The 17,581-nt window shown below is 59.1% G+C and carries 19 protein-coding genes; 2 read left to right on the top strand and 17 right to left on the bottom strand.

Annotated features, from left to right (window positions below; genetic code table 11):
• Nucleotides 1–30 precede the first annotated feature (30 nt).
• From DXD24_RS04180 to DXD24_RS04150, 7 genes are all read right to left on the bottom strand, one after another.
• On the bottom strand, nucleotides 31–1,197 hold the full coding sequence (locus DXD24_RS04180; protein WP_117646247.1) for an SIS domain-containing protein: 1,167 nt from the start codon (nucleotides 1,195–1,197) through the stop codon (nucleotides 31–33).
• 114 nt (nucleotides 1,198–1,311) lie between these two features.
• Nucleotides 1,312–2,043 carry a GntR family transcriptional regulator gene (locus DXD24_RS04175; RefSeq protein ID WP_117583563.1) on the bottom strand — a complete coding sequence of 244 codons (732 nt, stop codon included), beginning with the start codon at nucleotides 2,041–2,043 and terminating at the stop codon, nucleotides 1,312–1,314.
• A gap of 184 nt (nucleotides 2,044–2,227) precedes the next feature.
• Nucleotides 2,228–3,310, bottom strand: coding sequence for a PTS system mannose/fructose/sorbose family transporter subunit IID (locus DXD24_RS04170; RefSeq protein WP_117646246.1), 1,083 nt, complete (start codon nucleotides 3,308–3,310; stop codon nucleotides 2,228–2,230).
• Nucleotides 3,300–4,100 carry a PTS sugar transporter subunit IIC gene (locus DXD24_RS04165; RefSeq protein ID WP_089572403.1) on the bottom strand — a complete coding sequence of 267 codons (801 nt, stop codon included), beginning with the start codon at nucleotides 4,098–4,100 and terminating at the stop codon, nucleotides 3,300–3,302. Before DXD24_RS04165 ends, DXD24_RS04170 begins: the two co-directional genes overlap by 11 nt.
• A gap of 90 nt (nucleotides 4,101–4,190) precedes the next feature.
• Nucleotides 4,191–4,673 (bottom strand): PTS N-acetylgalactosamine transporter subunit IIB, encoded by a 483-nt coding sequence (gene agaV, locus DXD24_RS04160; protein ID WP_117583565.1) that lies wholly within the window; start codon nucleotides 4,671–4,673, stop codon nucleotides 4,191–4,193.
• A 36-nt stretch (nucleotides 4,674–4,709) separates the two neighbouring features.
• Nucleotides 4,710–4,991: a preprotein translocase subunit YajC gene (gene yajC, locus DXD24_RS04155; protein WP_117583566.1), complete on the bottom strand. Its 282-nt coding sequence runs from the start codon at nucleotides 4,989–4,991 to the stop codon at nucleotides 4,710–4,712.
• Nucleotides 4,991–5,434: a PTS fructose transporter subunit IIA gene (locus DXD24_RS04150; protein WP_117583567.1), complete on the bottom strand. Its 444-nt coding sequence runs from the start codon at nucleotides 5,432–5,434 to the stop codon at nucleotides 4,991–4,993. Before DXD24_RS04150 ends, yajC begins: the two co-directional genes overlap by 1 nt.
• A gap of 700 nt (nucleotides 5,435–6,134) precedes the next feature.
• On the opposite strand from DXD24_RS04150, the gene DXD24_RS04145 reads away from it, so the two are divergent.
• Together DXD24_RS04145 and DXD24_RS04140 are read left to right on the top strand one after the other, a co-directional pair.
• Complete coding sequence (locus DXD24_RS04145) at nucleotides 6,135–6,773, top strand: DUF2975 domain-containing protein (protein ID WP_117646245.1); 639 nt, start codon at nucleotides 6,135–6,137, stop codon at nucleotides 6,771–6,773.
• Between the two features lie 33 nt (nucleotides 6,774–6,806).
• On the top strand, nucleotides 6,807–7,022 hold the full coding sequence (locus tag DXD24_RS04140; RefSeq protein ID WP_255413283.1) for a helix-turn-helix transcriptional regulator: 216 nt from the start codon (nucleotides 6,807–6,809) through the stop codon (nucleotides 7,020–7,022).
• Nucleotides 7,023–7,136: 114 nt separating this feature from the next.
• On the opposite strand, the gene DXD24_RS04135 is transcribed toward DXD24_RS04140, so the two are convergent.
• The 10 genes from DXD24_RS04135 to DXD24_RS04090 form a co-directional block, all read right to left on the bottom strand.
• Nucleotides 7,137–8,222 carry a hypothetical protein gene (locus DXD24_RS04135; protein WP_117646244.1) on the bottom strand — a complete coding sequence of 362 codons (1,086 nt, stop codon included), beginning with the start codon at nucleotides 8,220–8,222 and terminating at the stop codon, nucleotides 7,137–7,139.
• A gap of 126 nt (nucleotides 8,223–8,348) precedes the next feature.
• Entirely contained in the window at nucleotides 8,349–9,434 is a 1,086-nt protein-coding gene (locus DXD24_RS04130; protein WP_117646243.1) for an isocitrate/isopropylmalate dehydrogenase family protein, read from the bottom strand.
• A gap of 6 nt (nucleotides 9,435–9,440) precedes the next feature.
• On the bottom strand, nucleotides 9,441–10,139 hold the full coding sequence (locus DXD24_RS04125; protein WP_117564743.1) for a HEAT repeat domain-containing protein: 699 nt from the start codon (nucleotides 10,137–10,139) through the stop codon (nucleotides 9,441–9,443).
• A 15-nt stretch (nucleotides 10,140–10,154) separates the two neighbouring features.
• Nucleotides 10,155–10,583, bottom strand: coding sequence for a hypothetical protein (locus tag DXD24_RS04120; protein WP_055310425.1), 429 nt, complete (start codon nucleotides 10,581–10,583; stop codon nucleotides 10,155–10,157).
• A 5-nt stretch (nucleotides 10,584–10,588) separates the two neighbouring features.
• The gene (locus DXD24_RS04115) at nucleotides 10,589–11,668 is read right to left on the bottom strand and encodes an NAD(P)-dependent oxidoreductase (protein WP_117564742.1); all 1,080 of its coding nucleotides are present in this window, start codon (nucleotides 11,666–11,668) and stop codon (nucleotides 10,589–10,591) included.
• Nucleotides 11,669–11,766: 98 nt separating this feature from the next.
• Nucleotides 11,767–12,720 carry a DegV family protein gene (locus tag DXD24_RS04110; protein ID WP_089572413.1) on the bottom strand — a complete coding sequence of 318 codons (954 nt, stop codon included), beginning with the start codon at nucleotides 12,718–12,720 and terminating at the stop codon, nucleotides 11,767–11,769.
• Nucleotides 12,721–12,799: 79 nt separating this feature from the next.
• On the bottom strand, nucleotides 12,800–13,384 hold the full coding sequence (gene hpf, locus DXD24_RS04105) for a ribosome hibernation-promoting factor, HPF/YfiA family (RefSeq protein ID WP_035137685.1): 585 nt from the start codon (nucleotides 13,382–13,384) through the stop codon (nucleotides 12,800–12,802).
• 316 nt (nucleotides 13,385–13,700) lie between these two features.
• Nucleotides 13,701–14,693, bottom strand: a complete 993-nt coding sequence (locus tag DXD24_RS04100; RefSeq protein ID WP_158550145.1) for an ABC transporter substrate-binding protein — start codon at nucleotides 14,691–14,693, stop codon at nucleotides 13,701–13,703.
• Nucleotides 14,694–15,443: 750 nt separating this feature from the next.
• On the bottom strand, nucleotides 15,444–16,553 hold the full coding sequence (locus tag DXD24_RS04095; protein ID WP_117564740.1) for a hypothetical protein: 1,110 nt from the start codon (nucleotides 16,551–16,553) through the stop codon (nucleotides 15,444–15,446).
• Nucleotides 16,554–16,563: 10 nt separating this feature from the next.
• A complete protein-coding gene (locus DXD24_RS04090; protein ID WP_233502324.1) occupies nucleotides 16,564–17,370 on the bottom strand; it encodes a double zinc ribbon domain-containing protein in 807 nt (268 codons plus the stop codon).
• Nucleotides 17,371–17,581 lie beyond the last annotated feature (211 nt).

The raw sequence follows: 17,581 nt of genomic DNA, 5'->3' as shown, positions 1-17,581 counted from the left end.
CGGACGGGCGCCCTTACAGGGGGGACGCGATTAAGCGGTGAAGGGGTGAATCGTCACGCCCTTAACCACGCGGTTGACCGTGCCGGTGGGGCTCGGCGTATCGGGCGTGTTGCCCACGCGCACGGAGTTGAGCAGGCTGATGGCCTGGGCAAACATCACGAACGGCAGGGCAAGGTAGCCCTCGGGGAGTACCTCATAGCCCTTAAAGGTGAAGGACTCGCCCTCGTAGACGGTAGCGCCATCCTGCTGAACGGCAACGGTGTGCTGAGCGATCTCGTCGCCACCGATCTCGTTGAGGATGTCGATATCGTACTGACGGGTGTAGGCATCGTTGTTGACGAACACGAACACGAGGGTCTTGTCGTCGACGAAGGACTTGGGTCCGTGACGATAACCCATAGAGGTGTCGTAGGAAGTAGCGACCAGACCGTGAGCGAGCTCGAGGATCTTGAGCTGGCTCTCCTGGGCAAGGCCACCGAAGGAGCCGGAACCCAAGTAGGTCACGCGGTTGAAGTCGCCAGCCAGGTAATCGGCAACCTCGGACTCGCGAGCGATGACCTCCTCGCCCATCTTGGCGATGGTCTCGACCCACTCGGCCTTCTGCTCGTCGGAAGCCTCGTCAAAGATGAGGGTAGAGAGCAGGGTCATGCAGGTGTAGGAACCGGTCATGGCGAAGCCCTTGTCGTTGGCGCGCGGGATGAGCAGCGTCAGCGCATTGGGGTCATCTGCGGACTCGACAGCGAGCTTGCCCTCGGGAGCGCAGGTGATGTTGAGGAACTTGACGTTGTGGACGAGCTCCTTGGCAACGGCGACGGCGGCAAGGCTCTCGGGGCTGTTGCCAGAGCGGGCAAAGGAAACCACGAGCGTGGGATCCTCGGCGCGCAGGAAGTCGCGCGGGGCGCTCACGATATCGGTCGTGGCGATGGGCTTAAAGTCGTAGAGATCAGTGTTGCCAGCGTGACGCAGGTACGGGGCGCAGGTATCGCCAACATAGTCGGACGTACCGGCACCGGTGAAGACAACGGACAGAGGGCCCTCGCCCATAGCGCGAGCCTCAGCCAGAAAGGCCTCGATGGCCTCCTTGTTCTCGCGATAGATGTTGAGCGTATCACGCCAAAGCTCGGGCTGCTGAGCAATCTCGGCCGTGGTGATCTGGGCGCCGAGCTCGGTGAGCTCCTCGACACACTTCTCGAACATTTCTAATACCTCTCTCTAGAAGTAATCCTCTGACGTGCAATTATACACTTCGGTTGGTTATCTGGTAGTAACCAGTTAAATACAAAGAATCATCATATGGAAACGGTGCAGACACTAATCGCTACGCTGGTGGTAAACCTTGTATTTAAACTGATCGGCACGAGCAACCGAGAGCGTATACTCCACAACCTCGTTTGACTCGTTATACGTAGTCCTAACCAAATCGAGCACAGGCGAGCCCTCGACGATTTCCAAAAGGTGGGCATCGGTGGGACGGGCTATGCTCGCATAGAACTCCTCTTCGGCCACGCGTATTTTTTGCTGAAAGTCTTGCTCAATCACATCGTAAAGCGGCTTACGCTCCAGCAGCGGTCGCTTTAGGGACAGAAATTGACGAACCGGTAGATAGCTACGTTCGACCATCATGGGCATGTTGTCGGCAGAACGAAGGCGCTTGAGCTTAAAAATGCGATCACCGATACGTAATCCCATATGCTCGGCCAGATTCTTATCGGCCTCCATCTCGCAAAAATCGAGAATCGTGGTCTCGGGGTCGCGACCCATCGCGCGCATCTGCTCGGTAAAGCTGTAGGACTGCATGAGATTGGTTGCCTTTGCCGAACGGTCGGTCACAAAGGTACCGCGACCGTGCTGCCGAACCACCAGTCCTAAACGCTCCAGTTCCTGCAGAGCCAGGCGTACCGTAGTGCGCGAGAGACCATAGCGCTCCGAAAGTTCGCGCTCGGAAGGAATCATGTCACCGGCGCGATATTCATGGTCAATCTTTTCGGTCAGAATATCGACCAGCTGATCGTACAGCGGTTGCTTGCGCGCTCCGATCGCCATCCTATCCTCCCTTTTGCTCAAACTAGGCTACTACCTTGGGTGTTTAGCATTATCTGTCTGCCACACCCGAATCATCAAGAAAACAAAAGCCGCGCGCTCTTTCGAGCACGCGGCTTTTAACATACACATGGCTTAAGGGGTCGGGGTGTGAGCCGCGTAGGGACACACCCCTCAAGCTAGAGCCTTACCAGATGCTCGGCCAGAGACCAAGCGGGCCAGCGCCCAGGATGCCAAGGACGAAGAGCAGGAGAATGCCCTTGGTCGGGGTCCAGCTGTGCTTAGCGAACATGTAGTAAAGCAGCAGCGTAAGCATAAGCGGGACGAGCTTCGGGACGATGGTGTTGAGGGTGTCGGCAACAGAGAAGTTGACCGGATCCTCGGTGACGGTGCCGTAGGTGACGGACTCCATGCCGTTGCCCAGATCGGTGACGCCGCACTCGACAGCGTTGCCGTCGGCATCGGAAGCGGTGAGGGCGTTGCCGTCCTCATCGGTCATGGCGATGGTACCGGCCTCAGCGGTCTCGGTATCGATGCCCTCCATACCGGTGAAGTTCTCGGCCTCCTTCTCGGAGACGATCACGGTAGTAGCGGAGAGGCCACGGGTGGTGCCGTTGGGGATCTGGAGGTTGATCTGGGTGCCACCCATGGTGACGACCAGGCAACCGACGACGAAGACGCCCATGATGGAAGCGGCACGCGTAAAGGCCTGCATGTTGGCGGTCAGAGCGTCAATAGCGCTGGTGCCAAGCTTGTAGGACCAGTTCATGAGCCAGAAGCGCAGAGCGAACTGGACGACGTTGAAGATCACCAGGAAGATCAGCGGCGCAGCGGCGTTACCGTTGATAGCCATGTTGGAGGTGATGCCGGCCGTGATAGGCACGAGCGTCAGCCAGAACAGGGCGTCACCGATACCACCGAGCGGGCCCATTGCGGCGACGCGGACGGCGCGGATCGTGGGGATGTCAACCTTGTTCTGCTCGAGCGAAAGCACGATACCCATAACAAAGGTGACGAGGAACGGGTGAGTGTTGAAGAACTCCAGGTTGTGGCTCATGGAAGCCGCGAGGTCGTTCTTGTTAGTGTGGATCTTCTCCAGACCGGGGATGATGGAGTAGAGCCAACCGGCGGCCTGCATACGCTCGTAGTTGAACGAGGCCTGCAGGAAGCAGGAGCGCCAAGCCATCTTGTTGAGGGTCTTCTGGTCGAGCTGCGGAGCAGGAGTGAGATCCTCGTAGTGCTCCGGGATCACATACTCATTAGATGCCATCTTCGAAGTCACCTCCGTCAGAAACAGCTGCACCCTTCAGCTCGGTCTGCTGCTGGAAGTCCCAGAAGGCGATGCCGAAGCCGATGAGAGCGAGGATGAGCAGAGCAGGGGTTGCCAGAGAATCGTTGGCAACGGTGATGAGCGCGAGGCCAAAGCCCATGAGGAAGAAGCCCCACATATCGCGGTTCATCATAACCTTGAGCAGGACGGCGAAGCCGACGAAGCGCATCATGCCGCCTGCAGCGGAAAGACCGGTCTGCAGCCAAGTCGGGATGGCGGAAGCGATGGTCTGACCGATGGTGGCGCCAGCGATGAAGAACAGGGTGACGACGACGGCGAAGATCAGGCCGAGCAGAGCCATGGCGAAGTAGTTCAGACGCTCGATACCCTTGGTGTCAGCGTTGTGAGCCATGTTGTCCGCGGAGGACATGAGCGGCGACATAAGCGTGAAGACCAGGGTAACGCCGAGCTGACCAAGCAGAGCGAACGGAATGGCAAGGCCGACTGCCGCGTTGGGCTCGAGGCCCGTAGCAATAGCGAGAATGGCTGCCATGATGCCGCCGATGACGGCGTTAGGCGGCTGAGCGCCTCCGATCGGCATGTTGCCGATCGTCATGAGCTGATAAGTACCACCCACGAGAAGACCGGTGTTGAGGTCGCCAAGGATAAGACCGATGACGGCGCCGGTGACGATGGGCTGATAGAGAGACTCGAGGAAGTTGAACTGGTCGATTGCCGCGACGAACGTGACGATGAAGACCAGAGCGACCTGGATGATCGAGTATTCCATCTTGCTCCTCCTTTCAAAATGTATGTACGCACTTTGGATTTCACGTACAGAATGTCAGGGTTTCATTCCTGACAACGTGGATCATGAGGATTACGAGAAGAGCTTGCTCGTGTCCTCAACAGGCGTGCTCGGAACGCGCCTGATCTCCAACTCCACCCCCAATTCCTGCAGCTCTTTAAACGCAGCGACATCCTCGTCGTTAACTGCGACGGAGGTGGCGACTTGGCGCTTTCCTTCCGACATGTGCATGTTGCCGATGTTTACCTTCTTTATAGGCACACCGCCCTTGACGAGCGTAAGCACGTCTTCCGGTGTTTCGGCCACGATGAAGATCTTCTGGCGCGGGCTCGCCTTGCCGATGACGTCGATGGTCTTCTGCAGGGAGAAGAAACGCGTAGCAACGCCGGTGGGAGCGGCCATCTTCATGAGGTTCTGGCGCATGGTGTTGTTCGACACGTCGTCGTTGGCGACGAGGATGAGGTTGGAGCCCAGGGTGGAGTTCCACTGGGTGGCAACCTGACCATGAACCAGTCGGTTATCGATGCGGGTAAGAAGAATGTTGGGTTCTGCCATGTTGATCAGCTTCCTTTCGTTATTTGCTGACGACAGTTACTTGATCTCCTGAATCGCGTAACGCGAAACATCTACGACGGCACCGGATCGGACTTTAATCTGGACCTTTTCGCCTTCGATGCCTTTGACGGTTCCGTAGATACCGCCGGCGAAAAGAACCTCCTGACCCGGCTTGAGCTCCGTGTGCAGCTCCTTGAAGTACTTCTGCTTCTTCTTCATGTTGATTTGCGACCAGATGGTGTAAATCAAGCCCATGATGACAAGCAGGCCCAAAAGAGCGACCGAGGAACTCAGAACACTGGCTCCGAAATCGGCCATTAGATGCCGTCCTCGTCGCCGAAGATATCCTCATCCTCGGCACCAGCGACGGAAGCGACCGTCTGGGCGGTGATGCCCGTCTGGCCAACGGTCACGGCCTGCTCGCCAAGCTCGGCGAGCGTGGCGTTGCCGCGGAGGAACAGAAGCTCAATAACCATGGGAAGGTTAGTTCCAGTCAGAATCTCGACGTTGTCGACATCCTGGGCAATCATCATTGCCTGGTTGAACGGGGTACCACCAAGCAGGTCGGTAAAGACGAGCACGCCATCGCACTCCTCGCGCATGGCGGTAATAGCGGCGCGGAGATCCTCACCGTAGGAAGCAGCCTGGTCGCCCTCAAAAGGAACGACGGTAAAAGCGGGCTGGTCGCCAGCGACCATAGCGATAGCGCTTGCGAGGCCGGGTGCGAACTGTCCATGACCGGTAAGAATAAAGCCAACCATTCAAATTTCCCTTCCGAAGGTGTGTACGATACGAGTCCGATGTTTTCGGAAGCCAGCGGGCAGGTGCCCTTAAAGCTTCTTGGAAAGCGTTCTTTAAGACCAGTGGTCTCTCAACTGGTAGTAACCACGTGACGTGTTGTTGTCACTATATCACCACAGAAGAGGTCGCTTTCGCTGATTCACACAGTAAAACGTTTTTGCGCCGTTCACGGCGAAAAATCGACCGTTTACCGCTCGTTAACACTTCTACCTGCGGTTTTGTAATCGTTTTGAAATGCCTTGGCCAAAGATCGGAACTTTTTTCGTGTCTAAACAACGCAGGGTGGCTAAAAATGGCGTGTAGAAAAAATGCAGGTCATTGTGAAGATTTGTGAATTGGTCTTTTTGACTTAATACCAGTTAGAACCAGTTTAGAAATTATCGGTGAACGGTAGTTTTCGACCGCTCAGCGGTTATTTCCAATCGTTTGCAGCTCCTTTTCCATATGAATTAGGGAGACCCGATGAAGCACTTGCGCGGTTGCGGGAAATTTCGATACTCGTCCATCCCCCACGTGCCAAACTCTCACTCCCTAAATATGCCATAAGCTCTCGCTATTCGTCTTACAAACATAACTTACTCTAATCTGTAATTGTTTATCGTTTATCATTAAGTATGTTATAAGATTTAAATATCATCCTAGACATTGGTTGGAGGAGCTATGATCCGCTGGAACGTATCCAAATCGAATGAACCCATCAACCGCGAACAGGCAATAGCCGATTTGGGGAAGCTCGCTCACATCTGCAAATGGGCCACAATCTGCACCGCCGTAGCGCTCGCTCTGGGACTCCTCGCAGTCATTGCAATCGAGCTTTTACTCATATTGCCTAGCCTCTCCCAAGGGTTCTGCCTCCAATCCGTAGAGCTTAATGCCGGCGAAGGGCCATCTCTCGCTCTCGTCGGCGCCAATGAACAGACCCCTCTTATGCTTGTCGCGCACGACGGTCATACTGCCATAGGGAGCGCCATGATGACATGCCTTGCGCTTGCCATTGTGCTAAGCGCATACAGGTTTTTCTCCGCCATTGAAAAGGCGGGCAGGCCCTTTGACCTCGAATGCATCCGCATACTACGTCAAGTAGGACATTTGTTCCTTATTGGCGGCGTTGCTGTGAAGCTTCTTGGTGCCATAGTCACGGGGCTGATACTCTCAGGATTTGGCGGCAACTTTACGGATGCGCTCGGCGGCCAGCACCTCGACCTCTCTATGGTCTTTGCAGGCCTGATTATTAGCCTGATTGCCAGCGTCTTCCAGTACGGGTGTATCCTGCAAATACAAGATGACGAGTTGCTCTAGGGGGAATCCATGATTATTCTGCGGCTCGACCGCATGCTCGCCGAACGCAAGATCTCATCCAAAGAGCTTGCGGAACGCGTGGGCATCTCCCAGGTCAATATGTCGCGCATCAAGACGGGCAAGGTTTCTGCCGTGCGCTTTTCAACTCTTGACGCGATATGCCGGGCACTCGACTGCCAACCGGGCGATGTACTGGAATATATATCCGACGATGAAGCCGATAGCCTTTTTGGACTTAAAGATGAATAGCCATAATTAAGCCGCCAATCACGCCCTCAACGCAAATTGCCCGCCAGAACGACTTCCGTACTGGCGGGCAATTTGTTTTCTATCAGCTAGATGCTCGATGAGCCGTGCAACTCTTTACGCAAACAGGCCGTAGATGCTGATGTTGGCCTTGGCGTAGAGGCCGTTAGCATACTCGGTCCACTTGGAGCTGGCGCTCGAAGCCTGCGAGGAATACTGCTGGTAGGCGGTGTAATAGGCGGTCATGGCCTGCTTGTAGGTGGCGCTATCGGCCGTAAAGGCATCGTCAGCGAAGGCCTTGGCATAGGTGCTGTCGGCATCCTTCCAAGTGCCCTTTGAGCTATCCCACTCATCGCCGACAAGGTTGATGATGTAGTCGGCGTAGTCCTTGCTCGCGGTCTCCTCGTTGCCGTCAGCAGGCTCGGTCGGGGCGGTCGGCATGCTTGCAGAGCTATCGCCCACCTTCTTCTTGTAGAGCTTTTGCAGCGTCGCGGACTGACGGACGATCTGCTTGGCCTGGTCCTTGGACACGCCGTACTGCGTGGCCATGGTCTTGTAGTCCGAAGTGCCGATGGAATCCTCGGCGTACTGCTTCATTTCCTTGGAAGAAACGGTAATGCCCTCGTCCTCGGCAGCGTCCAGCAGAATCTGATTGCGCACGTAGGACAGGATGACGTCAGCAGAAGGAGCGGTGTAGTTGCCATCGCTATCCTTGACGGTGTCGAGGCTGTACTGGCTCTCGATGGCCTCACGCGCGGTGATGTCGCTCTTCTTGCCGTTGTAGCTATAGCTTGCCACGGTCGAATCGAGCTGGTCCTCGGTCAGGGTCGCCGAGCCGACGCCCTTGCCGCCAAAACCACCGTTGCCGATAAAGAAGCCGACCACGGCAGCGATCACGACGGCGACCACAAAGGCGGCAATCATCGTCTTCTTGTGCTTGCAAGCGTGGTCGTCCACGTCGGCGTCGTCGTCCTCGTCCTGCTCCTCGGGCATGAGGTTCTCGTCAGCGGCATCCGCGGCAATCTGAGCCTCCAGTCGGGCGTCCTCCTCCTCGGCCGTCGTGCCGGCGGCAATGTGCTCGGCAGACGTACCGGCGACCAGATCGATCTTCTCGTCCTCGTCACCGTCGGGGCCTTCGCCGCGCTCGATGATCTGGATGCCGTCGATCTCGTCCTTCTCGTCCTTCTTTTGAATCAGACCCATATCAGTTACTCCTTGTTAGGAAACATAGTCCTCAATAGAATACGCCCGACGAGGCGCCGGGCGTATTCATTCTTAGGTTATACGCAAACACTTAAGTACTATTTAGGCGTTTGCAGTGTGCATGCCTTAGGCCAGGTGAGCGATAACGGCATCGGCAAAGGCCTGCGTGCCCACAGCGCCCTCAACGGAGCCGGTCTGGGCACGACGCACGTCACCGGTAACCTGCTCGCCCTCGTCGAGCGTGGCAGACACGGCGACGCGAATGCGATTGGCAGCGTCGTTCTCGCCCAGGTGATCGAGCATCATAGCCGCAGAGAGAATCTCGGCCGTGGGGTTAGCGATATCCTGACCGGCGATATCGGGCGCGGAGCCGTGCGTAGCCTCAAAGATTGCGCAGTCGGCACCGATGTTGGAACCCGGAGCCATACCCAGGCCGCCCACCAGGCCGGCGCACAGGTCACTCACGATGTCGCCGTACAGGTTGGGCAGCACCAGGACATCGAAGTCGTTGGGGTTTTGGACCAGGCCCATGCAGGTAGCGTCGACGATCTTGTCGTTGAACTCGATATCGGGATAGTTGGCGGCCACCTCGCGCGCAACGCGCAGGAACAGGCCGTCGGTCGCCTTCATGATGTTGGCCTTGTGCACGGCCGTCACCTTTTTGCGGCCGCAGCGGCGGGCATACTCAAAGGCATACTCCACAATACGGCGGCTCTTGGCGATAGAGATGGGCTTGATCGAGATCGCGGAATCGGCGGCGAAGGTCTTTTGGCCCGAACGCTCGACGAGCTGCGAGAGCTCCTCGACCTCGGCAGCGCCCTCATCGAACTCGATGCCGGCGTAGAGGTCCTCGGTGTTCTCGCGCACGATGACCAGGTCGACGTCGCGGAAGCGCGAGCCGTCGCCCGGCTGCGACAGGCAGGGGCGCACGCAGGCGTACAGGTCGAAGTGCTTGCGCAGGGCGACGTTAACGCTGCGGAAGCCCGTGCCGACCGGCGTGGTGATGGGGCCCTTGATGGCAACCTTGGTCTCGGCGACCGCATCGAGCACATGTTGGGGCAGCGGCGTGCCAAACTCGTCCATGACGCCGGCACCGGCCTCCTGGACGTTCCAGTTGATCTGGACACCGGTGGCCTCGACCACGCGGCGCATGGCCTGCGTAATCTCGGGACCGATACCGTCACCGGGAATCAGGACTACATCGTGCGCCATAATCTGTTACTCCTCGTCTTCGGCGTCGTCAGATTTTTTTACGCTAGCACGCTTCTTCTTTTTGGAGAGATCCAGGCCAAAACGTTTAACAAGCATTTCGCAAATCTCGCTCGAACGGGCCTTAAGATAGCTGCCCTTACCGTTCTCGGCATCGAACTTAAGGCGCAGCGCAAGCTTCTCGGCAACCTCGGCGTCGATCTCGCCCTGGCAAAACTCGTACAGGCAACCGAGCATGTCGCGATACTCAAGGTCGCCGTGGTAGCACTGGATGGCCTCGTCCAGGATGGGCCAAGCCTCGCGCGAACGCTCGACGCTCGTGGCGCCCCACACGCACAGCAGGCGGAAGGCGGCATAGCGCAGCGTGGAGGAGATCTCGTCGAACAGTGCGGTCTCGGCGCCCTCAAAGGCATCGCCCAGCTGCTCGGGGCAGGTGGTGGCGAGCGCCGTCAGGGCATCGAGGGCCTCCCAGCGGGTCTGCGCCTCGGGGCGGTCGAGCGCCTCGATCAACGCGGGCACGCAGGGCACGACGCGCTGCGGATCGCGCTCGGCAAGCAGGTGCAGCACGCGGGCGGCAAACTGGCGGATGCGGCGCGTGGGGCAGCCGAGCTCCTGGACCAGACGGTCGACGGCGTTCTCGTTCTCCTCCGCCAGCTGGAGCTGTGCCAGCTCCTCGTCGGTGAGCTGTTCGTCTTTGTTTTCTGCCATAGTTACCTCTTCTTTTTATTTCTTGGCGTGCTTGCCAGCACCCTTGCTGTCATCGGTGACCGAGATGAGCTGCCGGTCGGCCGCGCCATTGCGACGTGCACGGCGGCGCTCCTCGGCGTCGCCCGCGTCGGCGGCGGCGCGATGAGCCTTGTTGACGTTAAAAACCTCGTCGTGCTTGCGCCATGGACCGACGGACTCGCCAAAGCTCATCTTAAGGCCGGCGATAAAGCCGCCGAGCCAGCCGATCGGCGCAAACTGCACCAGCGGGAACAGCGAGAACACCCAGGTCAGTAGGACGACCGCCGCCGCTCCTGCAAAGTTGGCAATCCAGTAGTCGCGCTTGGTGATGACACGCTTTTCGCACGCCCACTGGCCGCACAGAAAGCCGATGTAGATCGCAAAGAGAAAGAGTACCAGCGCAAGCACCACGAACGTCCAGCTCATGGGCGCTACTCCCCGTGATGGTGGCCGCAGCAGCACTCGTGGCCGTCGTCATGGCCGTGGCCGCCGCAGCACTCGTGGTCCTCGCCATGGTGATGGCCACAGCCGCACTCATGGTCCTCGCCGTGCTCGCCGCAACCGCAACCTTCCTCGTGAGCGCCATGCTCCTCGGGGCGATACTGCGACCAGTCCAGACCGGCGGCGATGGCGTCGGCCTCCTCCTTGTAGAGAACCGTGATGGCCTGGGTGCCCAGCTTGGCGCCACCGATGGCGTCGAGCATGTCGTAGAGCGTAAAAGCGACGTCGGCACCGGGCAGCGCGAGCTCGCGGTCATCGGCGTAAGCGAGCGCCAAGCGCAGGTCCTTAATGAAGTGCTCGACCATAAAGCCGGGCTTGTAGTCGCCGTCAAGCGCCTTGGGAGCCAGGCTCTCCATGGCGCCGGACTTGCCGGTACCGCCCAGGATCATCTGGCGGGTCTTCTCCAGGTCAAGGCCGCTCAGCTCGGCAAATGCCATGGCGTCTGCCATGCCGACCATGCAGGCGCCCAGCGACACCTGGTTGGCGAGCTTGGCAGCCTGGCCCTTGCCGGCGCCGTCGAAGCAGCAGATGTTGGCCGCAAAGGTGGCAAGGATGTCGCGGACCGGCGCGATGTCGTTCTCGGTAGCGCCCACGATAGCCGTGAGCGTACCGGCGATAGCGCCCGACTCGCCGCCGGTGACGGGGCAGTCAAACGCCATGCGGCCGGAAACCTGGGCGGCCTCGGCAATGTCGCGCGCCAGCTCGGGCGAGCTTGTGGTGAGGTCGATCAGGACCGCGCCGGGCTTAGTGCACGCGAGCAGGCCGTCGCCCGCCAGGTAGAGCTCCTCGACCTCGGAGGGATAACCCACCATGGTAAAGACGACGTCGGCGTTCGCCACGGCATCTGCCGGCGTATCGGCCCAAACGGCACCGCGCTCGATAAGCGCGGCGGCCTTGGACTTGGTACGGTTGTTGACCGTGACGGGATAGCCGGCATCCAGGATGTGGCCGGCGATGGGGGCACCCATGATTCCGGCGCCGATGAATGCGACAGAGAGCTTGTTTGCCATGAAGCCTTTCCTTTTGGGTTGGGTGTTATTACCAGGTTGAATACTCGGTGCCAGCGTTTTGGCTGTGAGTTGGGATCGATTACGGCCGCGTTACTTGCCTACTGACCGCGCACGCGGCGGGCGATACGGTCGGAAAGCGACGCCTTGTCGGCGCGGTTCTTACCCCAAAACGCGCAGGCCACCATGCCGGGGCCCACGTGCGAGCCGATGGTAGGACCGACGGAGCTGCGAATGATCGTGACGTCGGCGCAACCCTCCTCCTTGCGGATGGCGGCTTCGAGCCAGTCGCCGTCCTTTTCGGCATCGGCCGTCATAATGGCGATGGGCATGGTGCGATCGGGCACGTAGTTCTCGCGGAACGACTTGAGGATGGACTTGAGCGCCTTCTTGCGACCGCGGTTGACGCCGATCAGCGACAGCGAGCCGGCCAGGTCGTAGGAGAGCTCGGGCTTGACGTCGAGCTTTGCCGTGAGCTGCGCCGCCGCGGGCGGAATGCGGCCGCCGGCAGCCAGCGCATCGAAGCTCTCGAGCGTAAAGTAACCGTGCACGTAGGTCTTGGCCTCGTTTGCCCAATCGACCAGCTGCTTAGCAGTCAGTCCCGCCGAGCGCTGGCGCACGGCCTCGAGCGCCAGGAGCTCGCCGGTCGCGCAGGGCAGAGCGTTGTCGACCACGTACAGCTCAAAGTTGGGATACTCGGCGCGCACGGCGTCCGCCGCCTGGCACGCGGAGTTGTAGCTCGACGACAGCGCCGAGGTAAAGCACAGGTAGACCGTGGGCGTACCCTCTTTGGCGCACTCGGTAAAGAACTCGATATAGCGACCGAGCGACACAGCCGAGGTGGACACGCGGGCACCGGCGCGCATGCGGTCGTAGAACTCCTTGGGTGTGATGCTCGACCAGATGTCATCCGTGCGCTCCTCGCCATCGATAATGAAGGGGAAACCCAAGATATCGACATCGAGGTTCGCGGCGACCTCGGGGCTAAAGTCGCAGCAGGTATCGACGACGATGCGGCAACGGTCCGAATGACCGGCGGATGCGGCCTTGTCCATCAAAGCGACTCCTTACGTAAAAAGGCGGCCACCCGCATGGGATGGCCGCCAGCCGTTAACTCATGCAAGTTAACGTATTTTACTCGTCAAGTGTTTCGATGCGGGGCTTGATGATGCCATATCCACCATTCTTACGGTGATACACCACATTGATAAGGCCGGTCGTCGCGTTCTCGAACACGTAGAAGTCGTGACCGAGCAGATCGGTCTGCACCAGCGCCTGCTCCTCAGTCATCGGAGTGACGTCGATAACCTTCTCGCGGACGAGCAGGTCGTCTTCCTCCTCGGGCAGCAGCAGGTCGGCCAGATCCTCGACGCGCTCGACCGGTGCGACATCCGCGGCGCTGGCACCGCCCTGGCGGTTGTCCACGACCTTGGTCTTGAACTTACGCAGCTGGCGGGTGACCTTATCGGCGGAGAGGTCGATGGCGGCGTACATATCTGCACCGTGCTCGGCAACGCGAATCACCGAACCGCGGGCACGAACCGTAACCTCGACGATTGCCGGGTTGGGGTTCGAGGGGTTCTTCTCATAACGAAGTACAACGTCGACCGTCATGGGCTCGATATCGAAAACCTTGAGCGCCTCGCCGATCTTCTCATCCACATGCGCACGCAGAGCATCGGTTACCGTCGTCTTGCGTCCAGAAACCTTGATATCCATACGTGGCTCCAATCTGCCTCGGGGACTTACTGTACTGGCTATGTACCCATTGCCGTGCATTTAATCACGCGGATTCCTAAAGACCCGAATAACGACTGCTTGATACCGCATACCGAAGTCTCGCACTTTTCTGTGGCAAAGTGCGCTATGGAAGAGCGAGGCGACTTTGGTTTTGCACCTAAAAAATGTCTTTGACCTGCTGGTTTTATGGAAACGAAAAAGCCGGGCTCCCCTGTTGGGAGAGCCCGGCGATGCGTGTTGAAACCGTGAAGAGGCGTCCCTCCTAGCGCATAGGAGACGCCACCCCTAGCAATAACTAGCTATTGAGCTTGTTAATGTCGTCGTCGGTGATAGTGCCCTCCTGGCTGGACGATTTATCCTCGGAGGATGCACCATCGCTGCTCGAATCGGAGGATGCGGACTCGCTGGATCCGGTGTCGGTCGGCTGCACGTCGGCGCCCGAGACCGTCTTGGTGGTGAGGTCATAGGGCATCGTGCCGTACCAGACGGAGTGGACCGCCTCGAGCGTACCGTCGACCGTGATGCCGTCGAGGGCATCGCTCACGGCACGGCACAGTTCGTCATTGGACGAGAGGCCCGCAACACCAAGCGTCGAGGGCGCCTCGAGCGCACCGACATAGGAGATCTCGCTCATCAGGCGTGCAAGGTAGCCGCCGGCCGTGGAGTCGCAGATCACATAGTCGACCTCGCCGGACTCGAGCGCCTCAAAGCACTCGTTGATGTTGGGGTAGGTCTTTTGGTTGGCGGTGATGCTCTGCTTAGCAAGCGCCTCCTGCGAGGCCGAGGACATCTGGACACCCAGAGTAGACGTGTTAAGGGTATCGGTGGAAACGTTTAGCGACCCACCATCGCTGGTTCTACCGAACACGGAAGCGGCATCGTACAGGCAGGTGCCGAGCGAGCTAACGTCCCCGTCCGTGGAGTTGATCTCGCCGATAAAGATATCAGCCTTTTTGTCGCCGAGCGCGGAACCTGCCGAGGACGCATCGACAAAGGCGACCTTAAGGCCCATGCGGCTTGCGAGGGCGCGGGCGGCGTCGACCGCATACCCCGTGAGCTCGCCGTCGGTGCCCTGCATGGCCTGCGGCGCATCGGAAGTATCGAGGGCGACCGTCAGGGTACCGGGGGTGACCAGGGCATCATCCGACACCGTGGGCGTGACGGTCTCGTACTCGATCTGGTCGATCGTGGGAGTCGTGAACGTAGACAGCGGGTTGAACGCGCATCCGCTCAGACCCAAAACGGCGATGACCGCTGCGGCCCCAGCACCTAACCGAGCCGCGTGCATCAAGCTGCCCCTCACCATGTCCACTACCCTGCCTTCTGTGTCGTATACGATCCGTGCGATGCGCGGAATATCAGATTGTTCCCACCAGCTGACCTGGTATTTGACCCCACACTTGCGCACCGGGGTGTTTGCTCGGGAGGCCGCAGCCACCTTCACGACTGGCCCGCTCGCCCGCGAGGCGGTATTGCCCCAAAGAAAGTAGAACGGACGGTGCGGCTTACATCTAGGACGCGCCATGATCGCGCCGCGCGCACGCGGTCGCTTACGTGGATCCCTTTGACCGCGTCTGTCTTGGACTAGGACGGGCATTTCGTCCGTCCGCAACCACAGCCTGGTAGGAACGTAGCGCATTATAGCTAAGTTCAAGCTAAAGTTTAAGGTTAGGGGCGTCATTCGCATCGCGAGTACAGATTTCGCAGGTCGGAGTGGGCTATTCGTGCCCCTGTGAAGCCCGGAGCTCCCCTATGGGGAGCTCCGGGGCACCCTTCCTAGGGTGCTGTGGCCAAAAAATGGCAAATATGAGTACTGTCACCAATTTAGTAACAGGCAGTTTTAGCCTCTCGGACAGATTTTGCGCTCAGTGTCGCCAACCTGATGCTTAGTTATTCTACATTTGTTTATTGTCTTCTTACTTTATGACGCCTCCGAGTCCTAAATTCCTTGATTTTGCTGTTACTGATTTAGTGACAGTACTCATATTTGCCATATTTTGGCCAGGGCATATGATTAACCCCCTATTTTCGACGTGAATTAGACCGGCTTAAGCCCAAAACACGCCCGCAGCGTATTAAGCAACGCCTCTTGCTTCTTCCTGCGGGCATCGACACGATTCCGGTACCGCTTTCGCATACGCTGGTGCATGCGCCATGCGAGCGCTTCCATCGCTTCCATGTCACAGAGCATTTCGTTGTTGACCGTCGCGACCTCGATTCCCATAGTAATCAAGCCCGTGTTGCGCTTTTCATCATGGATACGTCCCCTCCGAGAGGAATGGCCCAGCTCACCGTTGTATTCCAGGTCAAACCGGGCTGCCTCCTGATATGCATCGCAAACTGCATGGGGCATCCCCGAGATTGCCTGCGCACGGTCATCGAACTCGATCTTGTAGTCGGTCTTAAAAGGTCCGCAGGCAAACCCGCCATAGGAAAACGGAAGCGAAAACAGGGCGAGCATGATGCACTCCATGGGCGAGAGCAGGTTTTCCGAAAGATAGGGACACAGACGCAGCAGCTGTTTGGCCACATTCCCCTTGCATGCCGCAAGGTAATCTGCCAGACGATCGGGCATCAGCACCGGCTCGACTTCAAAGTAGCCCACGTCTGCTGGCTGGTCCTTGTCCTTTGCAAGTTTATTCGTAACAGGCGAGGTGTAGGGAGGCAGATACTTCCCGCGGTCGCTCAGTGAAATCTTAGAGCACAGCTCCTGGGCCAGGGCAAATGCCTGGATACAGCCAAGTTCGCGCGCAACGGCAAGGCAGAGGGCCTCGGGAGACAAGCTGTACACCCCCGGTTCCACCTCTAGAATCGAGCCGGCGGGCAACCCGGAACACACGGACCAGCCTACGCTAGGCATGCGGCGGCGCTGCGCCGCAGATCCCACCAGCAAGCACAAATCCTCTTGCACCTCGCCGCTTGCGGCTCCAATTCGCACCAAGTCAGGAAGATAGATATCCTCGGTCGAGGGCGACGACGTGCGCAGCACACGGCGCTCTTCATCGGGATTAAGGTCCTTCCAGCTGATATAGCCCATCTGCCGGCGCTCGGCGCGCATCATGCGCAGCGCTGAAGCGCCTGTTAGGATTACGGAAGCCGCTAGCTGTTCGCCTGTCGGCTCGTTGCGCCGCTCAATCTTCACTGCCACAAAACCACCCCTACCAAACACGTGCGATAGCAAGGCCATCGACTGCCGCAGCGCCGGCACGCTTGAGCTCCGCCGAGGCCGCTGCCATGGTCGCGCCCGTGGTGATAACGTCATCGATAAGCAGTAGACGGCGGCCGCGCACGTCCTCAACCGTCTCGTACATGCCTTGGGCACGCTCGCGACGCTCCTCACGACCGAGTTCGCGCTGGTCGCCATGCCCGTACTTGACGAGGGCATCGAGCAGGGGAACGCCCGACAGCTCGCAAAATGGGCGCGCAATGGCCTCCATATGATCAAAGCCACGCCGCCGAAACGCTGCCGCCGTCGCAGGCACAAACACCACCGCATCCGCACCGGACAGCACACCTCCTAAGCGATCGGGCGCTACGACCTGGGCATGCAGGGCGGTGTCGTAGAGCAGCTCCGCCAGATACGGCGCCAGGCGTCGCTCGCCCGCGTCCTTGTACGCTTTAATGATGCGCGGCAGCGGATGCGCATAGACGGAGCACGCCAGGCAGCGGTCGAGCGCCTCCGCCATTGCCGAGGACGTGCCCTCGACCGAACACTCAGTGCACAGCAAATCCCCAAACGGGGCGCCGCATCGGGTGCAGCTATGACGTGGGTCGATGAGCGTGAGCGCGGCCAGGCAGTCTTGGCAAATAAGCGCACCGGCGCGCTCGCAGCCGGCACATCGTGTTGGCGACAATGCCTCGAGTGCCTCGCGTGCCGCCCGCTCGGCAAACGGCAGCAATTCGTCCGCAAACGGTAGGGCGCCGGCACCCTGCAGACGGCTCAATTTGTTCAGATGGCTCTTCAAGACACAACCCTCCCTACATTCGGTCGCAGGGAGGGTTGTTGATTCAGCGCTATGGTACCCCGACGCGATTGGGGTAAGGCGGGTTAAATCCGCTCGCGGGCGTTATTCGCCGGCGGGCGGTTGTGGTGCGGCCGAAGACGGGGTCGAGCCCTCGCCACCATCCTGGCGCGGCTTGCGGGAACGGCGACGACGACGGCGCTTTTGACCCTGG

The organism is Collinsella sp. TF12-2AT (assembly GCF_003436735.1).
Taxonomy (GTDB): Bacteria; Actinomycetota; Coriobacteriia; order Coriobacteriales; family Coriobacteriaceae; genus Collinsella.
The sequence above is the reverse complement of the archived record's forward strand: the minus strand, read 5'-3'. Positions and strand labels throughout refer to the sequence as shown.